At 65.1% G+C, this 14,679-nt stretch carries 13 protein-coding genes; 6 read left to right on the forward strand and 7 right to left on the reverse strand.

Annotated elements, in window-relative coordinates:
- Positions 1–60: 60 nt before the first annotated feature.
- The 3 genes from QX094_RS15835 to mbfA all read right to left on the reverse strand — a co-directional run bounded on the left by QX094_RS15835 (position 61) and on the right by mbfA (position 3,189).
- Positions 61–1,530 (reverse strand): amidase, encoded by a 1,470-nt coding sequence (locus QX094_RS15835; protein ID WP_316188015.1) that lies wholly within the window; start codon positions 1,528–1,530, stop codon positions 61–63.
- Positions 1,531–1,608: 78 nt separating this feature from the next.
- Positions 1,609–2,139 (reverse strand): cytochrome b, encoded by a 531-nt coding sequence (locus tag QX094_RS15840; RefSeq protein WP_316167340.1) that lies wholly within the window; start codon positions 2,137–2,139, stop codon positions 1,609–1,611.
- A gap of 78 nt (positions 2,140–2,217) precedes the next feature.
- Positions 2,218–3,189: an iron exporter MbfA gene (gene mbfA / locus QX094_RS15845; RefSeq protein WP_315713729.1), complete on the reverse strand. Its 972-nt coding sequence runs from the start codon at positions 3,187–3,189 to the stop codon at positions 2,218–2,220.
- A 202-nt stretch (positions 3,190–3,391) separates the two neighbouring features.
- On the opposite strand from mbfA, the gene QX094_RS15850 reads away from it, so the two are divergent.
- A complete protein-coding gene (locus tag QX094_RS15850; RefSeq protein WP_315713730.1) occupies positions 3,392–4,114 on the forward strand; it encodes a hypothetical protein in 723 nt (240 codons plus the stop codon).
- 73 nt (positions 4,115–4,187) lie between these two features.
- Here the strand turns inward: QX094_RS15850 and QX094_RS15855 are convergent, their stop codons facing one another.
- The 4 genes from QX094_RS15855 to QX094_RS15870 form a co-directional block, all read right to left on the reverse strand.
- Entirely contained in the window at positions 4,188–4,574 is a 387-nt protein-coding gene (locus QX094_RS15855) for a hypothetical protein (RefSeq protein ID WP_315713731.1), read from the reverse strand.
- Positions 4,575–4,669: 95 nt separating this feature from the next.
- Positions 4,670–5,740: an alpha/beta hydrolase gene (locus QX094_RS15860; protein WP_315826189.1), complete on the reverse strand. Its 1,071-nt coding sequence runs from the start codon at positions 5,738–5,740 to the stop codon at positions 4,670–4,672.
- A gap of 242 nt (positions 5,741–5,982) precedes the next feature.
- Positions 5,983–7,521, reverse strand: coding sequence for an acyl-CoA synthetase (locus QX094_RS15865; protein ID WP_316188016.1), 1,539 nt, complete (start codon positions 7,519–7,521; stop codon positions 5,983–5,985).
- A 132-nt stretch (positions 7,522–7,653) separates the two neighbouring features.
- Positions 7,654–8,826, reverse strand: coding sequence for an acetyl-CoA C-acetyltransferase (locus QX094_RS15870; RefSeq protein WP_315713733.1), 1,173 nt, complete (start codon positions 8,824–8,826; stop codon positions 7,654–7,656).
- A 138-nt stretch (positions 8,827–8,964) separates the two neighbouring features.
- Between QX094_RS15870 and QX094_RS15875 the strand changes: the two genes are divergently transcribed.
- The 5 genes from QX094_RS15875 to QX094_RS15895 all read left to right on the forward strand — a co-directional run bounded on the left by QX094_RS15875 (position 8,965) and on the right by QX094_RS15895 (position 14,599).
- Positions 8,965–9,624 carry a TetR family transcriptional regulator gene (locus QX094_RS15875; protein ID WP_316167343.1) on the forward strand — a complete coding sequence of 220 codons (660 nt, stop codon included), beginning with the start codon at positions 8,965–8,967 and terminating at the stop codon, positions 9,622–9,624.
- Between the two features lie 82 nt (positions 9,625–9,706).
- On the forward strand, positions 9,707–10,465 hold the full coding sequence (locus tag QX094_RS15880; protein ID WP_315825931.1) for an SDR family NAD(P)-dependent oxidoreductase: 759 nt from the start codon (positions 9,707–9,709) through the stop codon (positions 10,463–10,465).
- Between the two features lie 154 nt (positions 10,466–10,619).
- Complete coding sequence (locus QX094_RS15885; protein WP_315713736.1) at positions 10,620–11,426, forward strand: enoyl-CoA hydratase/isomerase family protein; 807 nt, start codon at positions 10,620–10,622, stop codon at positions 11,424–11,426.
- 41 nt (positions 11,427–11,467) lie between these two features.
- Positions 11,468–13,336 carry an AMP-binding protein gene (locus tag QX094_RS15890; protein ID WP_315713737.1) on the forward strand — a complete coding sequence of 623 codons (1,869 nt, stop codon included), beginning with the start codon at positions 11,468–11,470 and terminating at the stop codon, positions 13,334–13,336.
- A gap of 135 nt (positions 13,337–13,471) precedes the next feature.
- Positions 13,472–14,599, forward strand: a complete 1,128-nt coding sequence (locus QX094_RS15895; RefSeq protein ID WP_315713738.1) for an acyl-CoA dehydrogenase family protein — start codon at positions 13,472–13,474, stop codon at positions 14,597–14,599.
- Positions 14,600–14,679 lie beyond the last annotated feature (80 nt).

A 14,679-nucleotide genomic window follows, 5' to 3' on the forward strand; every position in this document is an offset into this window, starting at 1 on the left:
TGACGATGTGGGACGACGGCGGAACTTGGCGAGGCGTTGTTGAATAAGCCCGATCGCGAACTAGTTCGCGAACCGCGGCGGCGGGACGAAGCCGCCGAATTCGCGCTCGATCAGGTCGGCGAGCTTGAGCGGCGTGCGGTCCTCGAGGAACGGGCCGACGATCTGCACCCCGACCGGCAGGCCGTCGGCGAGTCCAAGCGGAATCGCGGTGGCGGGCAGTCCGGGCAAGGTGGCGATGCCCGGCCAGGCGAGCTGATCGGTGTAGCAATGCTCGACGCCGTCGATGCTGATGCGGCGCTGCTCCTGGTCGGGCGAATGGTCGTGCGGATAGGCCGGCGTTGGCATGATCGGGCAGATCACGGCATCGAACTGCTCGAACAGCGTTCGCCATTGCGCGCGCAGCCGCGCCCGCGCCCCGCCGGCCTGCACCCAGTCGCGATGGCTGAGCGCGATGCCGCGCAGCCGCTCGGCCGCGAGGCTCGCTGCCTCCTTCGGCAATTGCGCGGCCGCGTGACTGGCGCCGGCGTGGACCTCCGCCGGCATGGTGGCGCCGATGAAGCCGAGCAGCATGCGCATGTAGAGCCGGCTCGATGCGGCGAAGTCCGGCAGCAGCGGGCTGTCCGTCGTGACGCTCACGCCGGCCCGTGCGAGGTCGGCCGTCAGCCGCTCGATCGCGCCGCGCACGGCGCTGTCGGTCGGCAGCAGCGGATCGCTCGCGACCACCAGCACGCGGAAATCCCGCAGGCGACCGTGGCGCGGCGGCGGCAGGTCGAGGCGATATGCCTTGCCGGCCTCGAGCGGGTCGGGGCCTGCGATCACATCGAGCAGCAGCGACAGATCGGCGGCCGAGCGCGCCATCGGGCCGACGACGGCGAGGTCGGCCTCGCCCGGCAGCGGCTGAAACGGCGGCGGCGTATGGCCGCGCGAGGCCACCAGGCCGTAGCTCGGCTTGTGCGCGGTGACGCCGCAATGAAACGCCGGCGCCCGGAGCGAGCCGCCGATATCGGAGCCGAGCGACAGCGAGCCGTAGCCGGCCGCCAGGGCCGCGGCCGATCCGCCTGACGAACCGCCCGGCGTGCGGCCGAGATCGTAGGGATTGTTGGTGGTGCCGTAGATGTCGTTGTAGCTCTGCCAGTCGCCGAGCCCGAGCGGCACGTTGGTCTTGCCGAGCACGATGCCGCCGGCATCCTTCACGCGCGTCACCGTCAGCGCATCCTCGGCCGCGATGAAATCCCTGTGCTGCGGAAAACCCCAGGTCGTCGGCAGGCCGGCAACGTTGTAGGATTCCTTCACCGTGAGCGGAAGGCCGAGCAGGGGCCGCCGTTCGCCGCGCGCCAGCGCCGCGTCGGCGGCGTCGGCGGCAGCGAGCGCGCGCTCGAAATCGCGCACGCAGACGGCGTTGATCTCGGAGTCATGACGTTCGATGCGGTCGATGGCGAGCTTGGTCAGCTCGACCGACGAGATCTCACGATCTGCCAACGCCTTCGCCGTGTCGACGGCAGTTGCGAACGTCCATTGCGGTGCGGCCAAGGTCGATCCTCCCGGTGAGATGTTTGCCGGGAGTCCTAACCGATGCGGATGGCGATCGCTTGACCAAAATTGCGGATTCTAGCCCGGTAGCATCCGCTGCATGACGCGGTCGCGATAGATGAAGACGTGCGCGAGTGCGGCGGCGACGTGAACGACGATCAGGATCAGCAGCAGCCATTCGGAGGCCTGGTGCAGCCCGTCGATGGCGCGGTTACCGGCCGGGTTGCGCGCGGCCAGCATCGGCAATGGAAACAGGTAGAAGAACGACACGCTCCAGCCGCGGAAGGAGGCGAACAGCCACCCGGTGATGGTGCTCGCCAGCACCATCACATAGAGCATCCAGTGCACGACCTCCGAGCTCAGCCGCTGCCAGGGCGGCAGCGAGCTCTCCGGTGCGACCGGATGGGTGAGCCGCCAGACGAAGCGCACGGCGATCAATGCCAGAATGGTGAGGCCGAATGAAATGTGCAGGATCATCGGCGCGCCGGGGGGTGTATTGGCATGCAGGTCCGGCATCAGCCAGCCGATCGGATACTGGATGGCGAGCAGCGCTACCACCAGCCAGTGCAGGATCTTCGCGGGCGTGCCGTAATGCAGGCGTGGCGTCATGACGAGTTTTCCGTTGTGATCGGTCCGGCGCCATCAGCCTCGCGGCTGAGCGTTTGGCAAGACGCGGGGGTGCGGATGCTAGGCCGCTCCTATGAGAATTCCGACGCCGAGCACGATGATGCCGCCGAGCACGATCTGGAACACCGCCTGCAGGAACGGCGTGTCCATGTAGCGCGCGCGGATGTAGGCGATCGCCCACAGCTCGAAGAACACGACGAGGCTCGCGATCGCGGTCGCGATCCAGAACGCGTTGGTCCAGGAGTCCGGGACGAGATAGGGCATCGTGTGCCCCAGTCCGCCGAGCGTCGTCATCGCGCCGCACACGGCGCCGCGCAGCCACGGCGAGCCGCGGCCCGTCAGCGAGCCGTCGTCGGACAGCGCCTCGGCAAAGCCCATGCTGATGCCGGCGCCGATCGAGGCGGCAAGGCCCACCAGGAAGGTCTGGAAGTTCTGATGCGTGGCGAAGGCGGCGGCGAACAGCGGCGCCAGCGTCGAGACCGAGCCGTCCATCAGGCCGGCGAGACCGGGCTGGACATATTGCAGCACGAACACGCGCCGCCGCGTCTCGTCCTCCTTGTGCCGGACGTCCGGACTGAGGATCTTGTCGGTCAGTTTCGCCGCCACCTTCTCGTGGCCCTTCTCGGCCTCGGCGAGATCGCCGAGCAGCCGGCGCACGCCGACGTCCTTGGCCTGCTCGGCCGCCTTGGCGTAGAAGCGCTCGGCCTCGAACTCCATCGTGCCGACCTCGCGGCGGATGGCGTCGAGCGACAGGTTCTTGGTCAGCCAGATCGGCCGGCGCTGCATGAAGCCCTTGACGTTCTCGCGCCGGATCGGCGGCAGGTTCTTGCCGAAGCGCTCCTCATAGAGTTCGAGCAGCATGTGGCGGTGGCCCTTCTCCTCCTCGGCCATCTGCTCGAACAGCTTGGCTGAATCCGGATAACGTTCCGCCAGATCCTCCGCGAAGCTCATATAGATACGGCCGTCTTCCTCTTCGGCCGAGATCGCGATTGCCAGGATCTCGCGCTCGGTGAGGTCGGCGAAGTTCTTCATTCCAAGGTCCCCGGATCTCTCGCTCTCAACATTCGAGTGTTTAGAACGTTTCTAAAGTCTATATGGATTTGCCGCACCGCGGTCAAACTCCGGCCGCTGATTGGTCGCGAAACCCTTTGGTGACAGCGCATTCAAGCTCCAGTCATGGAACTGCGAGGATAGTCCGTCGTTCGCGTTCCGCTCAGCCACCTAAGGAGTTCTCATGGATAGCGTCAAATATCGGCTCAACGATCCAGGGTTGGCGCCGCGCCGCACCCGGATGGATATCCCGGGCTGGGCAGGCGAACGCCAGCCACGAGCGAATGGCTCGCATGAGCAGGTCTGGCATTGCGTACCATTCTCGGAAGGTGCGCAATATGGCATCGAGCTATTTTATCCGTACGACTTCGAGCTGCACGTCACCACGCGCGACGGCAAGCTGGAGCTGTCCGGCGACTGGGGCGAGCCGCCGAGCCCGAGCCTGCAATGGCCGCCGTTCCGCAATTTTGGCGATGCCTTCTACACCTACCAGATCCTGCTCGATCTCAAGGTGCCCAACGGCTTCGCGATCCGGACCGAGCCGCATCCGCGCTTCTATACCGACCGCAGCGATACCTGCCCGATCGCGGTGCCGGCGTTGGTGCGCAATTTCTGGCCGATGCTGTTCTTCTGCGTGTTCAAGGCGCCCGCGGAAGGGCGGACGCATATCTTCCGTCCGGGCGAGCCGTTCGCTCAGGTGATCGTGATTCCGGAGGAGGCAAACTTCACGGTCGAGCCCATGACTCCGGACGAGGCGGCCGAGCGCGAGTTGCAGTCGCGCCGCATCCACGCCAGCCGTCCGGTGCTCGCCAAGGAGACCGAATGGGTGTCGAGCACCGACACGGTGTTCGACGGCACCTACCGCCACCTGCATCGCGCGGCGAAGGACAAGGCGCGCAAGTCCTGACGCTTCCGTCTTCCTCAAACGAAAGAGCGCCGACCTCACGGCCGGCGCCCCCCGAGCTTTCACCTCTCAACGATCAGTAGCGATCGTAGTACCAGTGGTGATGGTGATGATGGTGGTGGTGATGGTAGTACCGGCGCGGCACCACATAGACCCGGGGGCCGTAGCCGTACCCATAGCCAGGACCGTAGCCATAGCCGCGCCAGTAGCCATGGTGATGGTGGTGATGATGGTGGTGGTGATGGTACCACTGCGCCAGCTGCACCTTCGGTTCGGCCTCCGGCGGCGCCTGCTCGTCGAGCGCCTGCAGCACCTTGGCCGCATTCGGGATCGGCTCGAGCAGGTCGGCGTAGGAGTTGGCCTTCAGCACGTCGCTCGGGGCCGGAGCCGCTGACGCCTGCGCCGTGCCGAGCGCGCCGACAGCGGCGACCGCGCCCAACAAGCCTGCGATCTTCTTATCCATAAATCTTCTCCTGATGCGCATTGCCCGGATGCAAAAACGTCAACCCCGAATGTTCGTTCCTCGATTCGCCTAATACGTCGGAACGGCGTCCGAAATCAGGCTGTCGATTTGTTCAGGAACGTGAACAGGAGCTCATTGACTCGTTCATGTTGCTCCTGCTGCACCCAATGTCCGGCGCGATCGATCAGCTCGCACAGGATCATGTTGGTGCACACTCGGGACTGCATCGCTTCGAACACACCGGGCCGTTGGTAGATGCCCCAGTCTTGCAGGCCGGAGATGAATGCGGACGGAACGTCGATCGTGAGATCCGACCAGGTCTGCAATTCAGCGTCGAATAGACCAGACGTGCCGCAGCGGTACCATTGCAGCCCGCCCTGGAAGCCGTTTCGTTCATATTCGGCGGTATAGACCGCGAGCTCATGGTCCGGCAGCCAGCGATTCGTCGCGATCGCCGCCGCATCCGGCATCTCCTCGGCGACGGTCTCGGCCATCGTCTTGTCGAGGTCCATGACGTAGTAGGTCGGTAGCTTGGCGAGTTCGGCCGCGTCCCAGGCCTGCAGAGGAGAAGGGGCGTTGGCCGCCCAGTCTGCGCTCTTGTGATGGTAATAGGCGCGCAGGAATTCATGCAGCCCCTGCGGGGGATGATGCATGTCCGCATTGGCCTGCCGCGTCGCGTAGTACCATTGATAGTGCTTGCGCGGACGCGGCAGCGCAGCCAGTTCGCGATGCACGGGATCCTCCTGCGCCGCGAGGGGATGGCTGGCGATGTCGAACGGTGCTGCGGGTGGCCCCGGGAACGGTGCGCTCATCATCACGACCGATCGAAAGACATCGGGGCGGATCACCGCGCACCACGCCGCGACGGGGCTGCCGAAGTCGTGGCCGACGACAGACGCGACATGGCGATGGCCGAATGCATAGACCACGCCGAGCGCATCGCGCACCAGATTGGTGAAGCGAAACGGCGCGAGATCACCGTCATAGTCGGCGCTCCACCCTGTGGTGCGGCCATAGCCGCGCTGGTCCGGCGCCAGCACGTGGTAGCCGGCGGCGGCCAGCGCCGGCATCACCTTGCGCCAGCTATAGGCCAGCTCGGGAAAGCCGTGTAGCAGCAGCACACAGGGACGGCCGGGCGTCTCGAAGCCGGCTTCGAGCACGTGCATGCGCAGGCCGTTGATGCCGTCGACGAAGCGGGACCGGATCGTGGGTGGGAGGGGAAGCGGGGGAAGGGAAGTCGACATTCAAACGTCTCCTCGTCATGGCCGAGCTTGACCGGCCTGCGGGGCCGAAGCCCCTTCAGCGCGGCGAAGGCCCGGCCATCCACGTCTTCTCTTGTGCCAGCTTGAAAGACGCCGATGCCCGGCACAAGGCCGGGCATGACGGAATTTTGCGGAATGATCGCGTGCTAGGCCGCGCCCTTCTTCGGCCAGTAGCGTTCGCGCAGGTGGCGCTTGACCAGCTTGCCGGTCGGCGTGCGCGGAAGCTCCGGCTCGAAATCGATCGAGCGCGGGCACTTGATCGGCGACAGATGCTGGCGGCAGAACAGGATCAATTGCTCCTCAAACGCCTTGCCGGCGCGCGCCATGTCGTGCGGCTGCACCACCGCCTTGACCTCCTCGCCCATCTCCTCGTTCGGCACGCCGAACACGGCGACATCGGCGACGTCGGGATGCGTGATGAGGACGTCCTCGGTTTCCTGCGGGTAGATGTTCACGCCGCCGGAGATGATCATGTAGGACTTGCGGTCGGTCAGATAGAGGAAGCCGTCGGCATCGAGATAGCCGACGTCGCCGAGCGTCGACCAGCCCTTGTCGTTGTAGGCCCGCTTCGTCTTCTCCGGATCGTTGTGATAGGAGAACACCGGCGCGTCGGCGAAATACACCGTGCCGATCTCGCCGGTCGGCAGCTCCTCGTCATTCTCGCCGAGGATCTTGATCTTGCCGACAACGGCGCGCCCTACGCTGCCGCGGTGCTCGAGCCACTGCTTCGAGGTACACACCGTGACGCCGTTGCCTTCGGAGCCGGCATAATACTCGATCAGGATCGGACCCCACCACTCGATCATCCTGGCCTTGACGTCGACCGGGCAGGGCGCAGCGGCATGGATCGCGCCCTTCAGGGTCGACACGTCGTAGCGCTTGCGCACGTCCTCCGGCAGTTTCAGCATGCGCACGAACATGGTCGGCACAAGCTGCGACTGCGTGACCTTGTACTTTTCGACCAGCTTCAGGAAGTCTTCGGCGTCGAAATGCTCCATGATGATCGAGGTGCCACCGAGCACTGAGACCATCATGTTGAAGCGCAAGGGAGCTGCATGATAGAGCGGCGCCGGCGACAGATAGGTGCTCTCGGCGTTCATGCCGCACATGTCGGCGCACAGCACGCGCAGGAACTGGTTCGGCTGATCGATCGGATTGCCTTCGAAATCCTTCTTGATGCCCTTCGGCCGTCCGGTGGTGCCCGACGAATACAGCATGTCGTAGCCGGCGACCTGATCGGCGATCGGCGTCTTGGGCTGGGCGCCGGCCTCCTTGTCCCAGGAGCGGAAACCGGGCTCGGGCTCGTCGACCATGAAGAACAGCGGGCCGTCCGTGGCGCTCACGAGATCGCGCACCTGCTCGGCGCATTTCGGCGAGGTGATGAAGACCTTGGCGCCGCAATCCCTGATGATGTAGGCGATCTCGTCCTTGGTGAGATAGCGGCTGATCGCGGTGTAGTACAGGCCGGAGCGCTGCGCCGCCCAGGCGATTTCCATGAACGCCAGCCGATTCTCCATCAGGAAGGCGATATGGTCGCCGGCCTTGAGCCCCAGCGCACGGAATAGATGAGCGCCTTGGTTCGAGAGCTCGTCGAGCTCGCGATAGGTGATGGCCTTGCCGGTGCCGGCCATCTGATAGGCGATCTTGTCGGGATGGCTGCGGGCGTGAATGGAGGGGTGGGTCATGAAAGACTCCGGCGGGAAGGCGCGAGTAACGAATGGCGAGTAGCGAATAGGGAATGGCGAATAGCGGAGCGTCTGGGCGAGCGGAGCGGGATCGCTCTCCCTATTCACCACTCGCCATTCGCTATTCGTCTCCTACAGCCTTTCCACGATCGTCACGTTGGCCATGCCGCCGCCTTCGCACATCGTCTGCAACCCATAGCGCTTGTTGCGGGCCTTCAGCGCATGCAGCAGCGTGGTCATCAGCTTGGTGCCGGAGCCGCCGAGCGGATGGCCGAGCGCGATCGCGCCGCCATTGACGTTGAGGCGGTTCGGATCGGCGCCGGTGGTCTTCAGCCACGCGGTCGGCACGGAAGCGAACGCCTCGTTGACCTCATAGAGATCGATCTCGTCGATCGACATGCCTGCCTTCTGCAGCGCGCGCTGCGTCGCCGGGAGCGGCGCCTCCAGCATGATGACGGGGTCGCCGCCCATCATGGTCATGTGATGGACGCGGGCCAGCGGCTTGACGCCGAGCGACTTCAGGCCGCGCTCGTTGACGACCATGACGCCGGACGCGCCGTCGCAGATCTGGCTGGCCGTGGCCGCCGTCAGCTTGCCGTTCTCGGCGATCAGCTTGACGCTCTTGATGCCGTCGAGGCTGACGTCGAAGCGGATGCCCTCGTCGATGTGGTGGGTGTCGGTCGAGCCGTCGGCACGGGTGATCTCGAGCGGGATGATCTCGTCCTTGAAGTGGCCTGCTTGCGTGGCGGCAATCGCGCGCTGATGGCTGTTATAGGCGTATTCGTCGAGCTCATCCTTGGAGAGACCGTACTTCTCCGCCATCATTTCCGCGCCGGTGAACTGGCTGAACTGGATGTTCGGATAGCGGCTCTCGATGCCAGGGCTCTTGTAGTGCCCGAAGCCGTTCTTCGCCGGAAGCGTGGAGGAGAGACCCATCGGCACCCGGGTCATCGACTCCACGCCGGCGGCGATCACGACATCCATCGCGCCCGACATCACTGCCTGCGCGGCGAAATGCAGCGCCTGCTGCGACGAGCCGCACTGCCGGTCGATCGAGGTGCCCGGCACGCTCTCCGGCAGCTTCGAGGCCATCACCGCATTGCGCGCGATGTTGTTCGATTGCTCGCCGGTCTGCATCACGCAGCCCATGATCACGTCCTCGACCTGGTCCGGCGCGGCGCCGGAGCGCTCGACCAGCGCGTCCAGCACCTTCGCGGCGAGATCGGCCGGATGCCAGCCGGCCAAGCGGCCTCCCTTGCGGCCGCCGGCCGTGCGTGCGGCCGCGACGATGTAGGCTTCCGCCATGACGTATCCTCCCTAGACTTGGTGTTCGTGATTGGCCGCGATTTAAATGCTCGATCGAGCCTTAGTCAATCGATCAATTAACTCTTGAGATCAACTCCGGCTTCGGCTTATCTGCCTCGATCAAGCGCGAGACATGTCTTGGGACCTCAGCTTCACAACAGCGTGCCAGAGAAACTTCCCGCGGGGCGGAATGCGACGGCGGAGAAGCTGCTGGACGCCGCCAGCGAGCTGATGATCGCGAGGTCCTCGATCGAAATCTCGCTCAGCGACATCGCGCAGAAGTCCGGCTCTAATGCAGCGCTGGTGAAATATCATTTCGGCAACAAGGACGGCCTGCTGCTGGCGCTGCTCGCCCGCGACGCGGCGACCGAGGTGGCCAATCTCGAATATCTCCTGGCGCAGCCGCTGCCGCCGACGGCGAAGCTGAAGCTGCACATCAGCGGCATCATCCGCGCCTATCACCGGTTTCCCTACATGAACCGGCTGATCCATTATCTGCTGCATGAGAGCAGCGCGGAGGCGGCCGACGAAGTGTCGAAGTTCTTCGTGGCGCCGCTGCTCGATTTCCATCGCCGGCTCATCGAGGAGGGCGTCGCCAGGGACGAGTTTCGCGCCGTCGATCCGGTGCTGTTCTACACCAGCCTGATCGGCGCCTGCGATCACCTGTTCTTCGGCCGCCACGCGATGTCGCGCGCGATCGGCGTCGGCCCGGTCACCGATGATGTCTGCCGTCAGTACATCGCCCACATGGAGGCGCTGATCTGCGGTGGAATATTGAAACGGGCGAGTGGCGAATAGGGAGTAGCGAATGGGGGAAGCCTCTATTCGCTACTCCCTATTCGCTATTCGCAAGCAAAAACGTCTAGGGAGGAAACCTGACATGCAGTTGAACAACGTTGCCGTTCTCATCACCGGCGGTGGCTCGGGTCTCGGCGCAGCTACGGCGCGCGCCATGGCGGCCAAGGGGGCCAAGGTGGCCGTGCTCGATCAGAGCCTGGAAAACGCCGAGAAGATCGCCGCCGAGATCAAGGGCGTCGCGCTGCATGCCGACGTCACCAATGAGGATCAGGTCAAGGCCGGCCTCGCCAAGGCCGAGGCGGCCCACGGCATCGCCCGCGTGCTGGTGAACTGCGCCGGCATTGGCGGCTCGCAGCGCATCGTCGGCAAGGACGGCGTCTATCCGCTCGCCAAGTTCGCGCGCATCATCAACGTCAACCTGATCGGCACCTTCAACGTGCTGAGGCTGTTTGCCGAGCGCCTCGTCACCGCCGAGCCGGTCGGCGAGGAGCGTGGCGTCATCATCAATACCGCCAGCGTCGCGGCCTATGAAGGCCAGATCGGCCAGATCGCCTATTCGGCCTCGAAGGGCGGCGTCGTCGGCCTGACCCTGCCCGCTGCGCGCGATCTCGCCAGCCAGAAAATCCGCGTCAACACCATCGCGCCCGGCCTGTTCCTGACACCGCTGCTGATGGGACTGAACGAAGAAGCGCGCAAGAGCCTGGGCGCCCAGGTGCCGCATCCGGCCCGGCTCGGCGACGCCTCCGAGTACGGTAACCTCGCCGTCCACATCGTCGAGAACCCGATGCTGAACGGCGAAACCATCCGCCTCGACGGCGCCATCCGCATGGCCCCGCGCTGACGGCAACCTCCGCCGTCGTCCCCGCGAATGCGGGGACCCATACTCCGCGGCGTCTGTGATAGGCAGACTGGCAGACGCCGCACTCTCACCAATCAAGCCGGTGGCTATGGATCCCGGCGTTCGCCGGGATGACACTGAGGGTGGAGCGCGCGCCATGTCCCAACCGCTGCTGATCGAACACGACAAGGGCGTCGACCGGGTGACGCTCAATCGCCCGGAGAGCCTGAACGCGCTCGACCCGGCGCTGATCGACGCGCTCAACGCTTATTTCGAAAGCCTGCAGCGCAATCGCACCACGCGAGTCGTCGTGCTCAAGGGCGCCGGCAAGAACTTCTGCGCGGGGCTCGATCTGAAGGCCGCGATGCAGCGGCGCGGCGGCGTCAATGAGCCGCCCAGCGTGACCGAGTCGCTGGACTCGCAGCGCCGCATCGCCGACATCGTGATGCTGATGCGGCGTTGCCCGCAGCCGATTATTGCGCTGGTGCAGGGCGCAGCCGCCGGCGGCGGCTTTGCGTTGGCGCTCGCGGCCGATATCCGCATCGCCAGCCGCTCGGCGCGGATGAACTGTGCCTTCATCAAGCTTGGCTTAGGGGGCTGCGACATCGGCACCAGCTACTTCCTGCCGCGCCTCGTCGGCGTCTCCGTCGCCTCAGAACTGATCCTCACCGGACGCTTCATCGGCGCCGAGCGCGCGTTGATGGTCGGACTGGTGTCGGAGATCGTCGAGGAGGATATGCTCGAGAGCGCGGCCGCGCCCTTCGTCGATGCGATGATGACGGCCTCGCCGGTCGGACTTCGACTCTCGAAGGAATGTCTCAACATGAGCGTCGATGCGTCGTCGATCGAAGCCGTCATCGCGATGGAAGATCGCAACCAGGTGCTGTGCAGCCGCTCGGAGGATTTCAAGGAGGGCATTCAAGCCTTCCTCGAGAAGCGAAAGCCGGTCTATACCAACCGCTAGATATCAAGATCCGCAAAGGACGATATTTCGGGAGACGCAAAATGGACGGGACGGCAGCGAAGGTGTTGGAGAAGCCGGCATTCCGCAAGGTCAATTGGCTGGCGCGCGACATCGATATCGAGAGACGCGGTGACGGCGTCATCGTCATCAAATCGCGCATTCCGCTGCAGGCCTATGAGCCGCATTTGGCGGCGCCGCTCGCCCGCTGGGCCAAGGAGGCGCCGACGCGGACCTGGCTCGCGCAACGCAGCGGAGCCGAGCGGCAATGGCGCAAGCTGTCCTATGCCGAGGCCAAGCGCACAGTCGATGGGCTGACGCAGGGCCTGCTCGATTTGAAGCTGGACGGCCGCCCCGTCGCCGTCCTCTCCGGCAATTCGATCGAGCATGCGCTCATCACCATGGCTGCGATGCAGGCCCGTTCGCCGGCCGCTCCGGTGTCGCCGGCCTATTCACTGATGAGCCACGATCATCTCAAGCTGAAATATCTGTTCGGCCTCGTGAAGCCGGGCGTGGTCATGGTGCAGGACGGCCCGACCTTCGAGAAGGCGCTGAAGGCGCTCGATCTCGACGGCGTCACCGTCGTTCATGTCGCGCGTCCGTGCGAGGGCATTGCGAGCATCAGCTTCGCTGATCTCGCCGCGACGCCGGTCACCGGCGCGGTCGACGCGTCGATTGCGCAGATCACACCGGACACGGTCGGCAAGCTGCTGTTCACCTCCGGCTCGACCGGCATGCCCAAGGCGGTCATCAACACCCAGCGCATGATGTGCGCCAATGCGGCGATGATGATGCAGACGCGGCCGCGCGGGCCTGATGCGCCGATCTCGACGGTGCTCGACTGGATGCCATGGAATCACACCATGGGCGGCAATGCGCTGTTCAATCCGCTCTTGATCGAGGGCGGCACGCTCTACATCGACGACGGCCGGCCGATGCCCGGCATGTTCGACGAAACCATCCGGAACCTGCGCGAGGTGTCGCCGACCTATTACGCCAATGTGCCCGCCGGCTATGCGGCGCTGGCGGCGGCGATGGAGAAGGACGACGCGCTGTGCCGCTCCTTCTTCAAGGATCTGGGCATCATGGCCTATGGCGGCGCGCGGCTGCCGGACGATCTGTACGAGCGCATGCAGGCGCTGGCGGTCAAGACCACCGGCGAGCGCATCGTGTTCTACACCGGCTGGGGCTCGACCGAGACGGCGCCGACCTCGACCGGCACCTATTGGAACACGGAGCGGGTCGGGCTCATCGGCCTGCCGTTCCCCGGCGTCGAGCTGAAGATGGTGCCGACCGGCGACAAATACGAGCTGCGCCTGCGCGGCGTCAACGTGATGCCGGGCTATTTCGGCCAGCCCGAGCTGACGAAGAAGGCGTTCGACGAGGAAGGGTTCTATTGTATCGGCGATGCCGGCGTGTTCGTCGATCCCAATGACCCGGCGCAAGGTATCATCTTCGCCGGCCGCGTGGTCGAAGATTTCAAGCTCACGACAGGCACCTTCGTCCATGTCGGCTCGCTTCGCACCGATGCGATCGCAGCCGCAACGCCGGCGATCCACGATGCACTGGTGACCGGGCAGGATCGCGAATATGTCGGTCTCCTGGCCTGGCCCAATCTGCACGCCTGCCGCCAGTTGGTCGGCGATCCCAACGCGACGTTCGAGGACGTGGTGAAGCATCCGGCCGTCATCGACTGCGTCCGCCGTGGTCTCGAAGCCCATAATAAAGAGTGCGAGGGTGCGACCAGCCGGCGCATCGGCCGCGCCATGCTGATGGTCGAGCCGCCCTCGATCGACGGCCATGAGCTGACCGACAAGGGCTACATCAACCAGCGCGCCGGTCTCGAACGCCGTGCCGCACTGGTCGAGCGGCTCTACGCGGCCGAGCCCGACAGCGACGTGATCGTGTTGTGACGACGCATTTTGAAACCGTCATTCCGGGGCCCTCGCGAAGCGAGTGAACCCGGAATCCAGAGATAAATCAGATCGAGATTCCGGGTTCGATGCTGCGCATCGCCCCGGAATGACGATCAGGAAGCAGGTGAGGCCATGAACTTCGATTTCTCCGACGACCAGAAGCAGTTGCGGGACCAGGCGCGGAAATTCCTCGCCGAGAAGTGTCCGCCCAAGGCGGTGCGTGTCGTGCTCGATGGCAAGGAGCCGTATGACCGAGCGCTGTGGAAAGGCTTTGCCGAGATGGGCTTCCTCGGCGTCGCCATTCCGGAGGAGTACGGCGGCGCGGGCGCCGGCCATCTCGAGCTCTGCGTGATCGCCGAGGAAGTCGGCCGCGCGCTGGCGCCGGTGCCGTTCTCGTCGACCGTGTATCTTGCGGCGGAGGCGCTGATGCTGGCCGGCAGCGATGCGCAGAAGCAGGCCTGGCTGCCGAAGATCGCCAATGGCGAGGCGATCGGCACCTTGGCGTTATTCGAGGGCACCGGCAATCCGTCGCCGAAAGCGATCAAGTGTGAGGCCGCCAACGGCGTGCTCAACGGCACCAAGAAGCCGGTCGCCGACGGCGCCATCGCGGATCTCATCATCGTTGCCGCGCGTACCGGCTCGACCGGCCGCGACGGCGACATCTCGCTGTTCCTGGTCGGCCCCAAGGCGGGCGGCGTCGAAGCCAAGGCGCTGACCAATCTCGATCCGACGCGCGGCCAGGCCGAGCTCACCTTCAAGAACTGCAAGGCGGAGCCGCTCGGCGCCGCCGGCGAGGGTTGGAGCATCATCACCCAGGTGCTCGATCGCGCCGCGGTGCTGACGGCGTTCGAGCAGGTCGGCGGCTCCGACCGCGCGCTGGAGATGGGCCGCGACTACGCGCTCGACCGGATCGCCTTTGGTCGTCCGATCGGCTCGTTCCAGGCGGTCAAGCACATGCTGGCCGACATGTACGTCTCGGCGACCTTGGCGCGCTCCAACTCCTATTATGGCGCCTGGGCGCTCTCGACCAATGCGCCGGAATTGCCGGAGGCCGCGGCCTCAGCGCGCATCAGCGCGACGCAAGCCTTTCAACACTGCGCCAAGAACAACATCCAGGTTCATGGCGGCATGGGCTTCACCTGGGAGTTCGACTGTCACATGTACTACCGACGCGCCAACGCGCTCGCGCTCGGCCTTGGCAGTCTCTCTTACTGGGAAGACCAGCTGATCGACCGCATGCGCAAGCGCAATGCGGCGTGAGAAGTGCACGTCATTCCGGGGCGCTCGCAACGCAAGCGAACCCGGAATCTCGAGATCACCAACCTCTGGATTCCGGATCG

It is taken from the genome of Bradyrhizobium sp. SZCCHNS1050, from assembly GCF_032484785.1.
Taxonomy (GTDB): domain Bacteria; phylum Pseudomonadota; class Alphaproteobacteria; order Rhizobiales; family Xanthobacteraceae; genus Bradyrhizobium.

What these genes read in the sequence shown, in the direction of transcription:
- QX094_RS15885 (WP_315713736.1), top strand. Translation starts at nt 10,620, where the DNA reads ATGTCCCAACCGCTGCTGATCGAACACGACAAGGGCGTCGACCGGGTG.
- QX094_RS15860 (WP_315826189.1), bottom strand. Translation starts at nt 5,740, where the DNA reads ATGCACGTGCTCGAAGCCGGCTTCGAGACGCCCGGCCGTCCCTGTGTG.
- QX094_RS15855 (WP_315713731.1), bottom strand. Translation starts at nt 4,574, where the DNA reads ATGGATAAGAAGATCGCAGGCTTGTTGGGCGCGGTCGCCGCTGTCGGC.
- QX094_RS15895 (WP_315713738.1), top strand. Translation starts at nt 13,472, where the DNA reads ATGAACTTCGATTTCTCCGACGACCAGAAGCAGTTGCGGGACCAGGCG.
- QX094_RS15850 (WP_315713730.1), top strand. Translation starts at nt 3,392, where the DNA reads ATGGATAGCGTCAAATATCGGCTCAACGATCCAGGGTTGGCGCCGCGC.
- QX094_RS15840 (WP_316167340.1), bottom strand. Translation starts at nt 2,139, where the DNA reads ATGACGCCACGCCTGCATTACGGCACGCCCGCGAAGATCCTGCACTGG.
- QX094_RS15880 (WP_315825931.1), top strand. Translation starts at nt 9,707, where the DNA reads ATGCAGTTGAACAACGTTGCCGTTCTCATCACCGGCGGTGGCTCGGGT.
- mbfA (WP_315713729.1), bottom strand. Translation starts at nt 3,189, where the DNA reads ATGAAGAACTTCGCCGACCTCACCGAGCGCGAGATCCTGGCAATCGCG.
- QX094_RS15890 (WP_315713737.1), top strand. Translation starts at nt 11,468, where the DNA reads ATGGACGGGACGGCAGCGAAGGTGTTGGAGAAGCCGGCATTCCGCAAG.
- QX094_RS15870 (WP_315713733.1), bottom strand. Translation starts at nt 8,826, where the DNA reads ATGGCGGAAGCCTACATCGTCGCGGCCGCACGCACGGCCGGCGGCCGC.
- QX094_RS15865 (WP_316188016.1), bottom strand. Translation starts at nt 7,521, where the DNA reads ATGACCCACCCCTCCATTCACGCCCGCAGCCATCCCGACAAGATCGCC.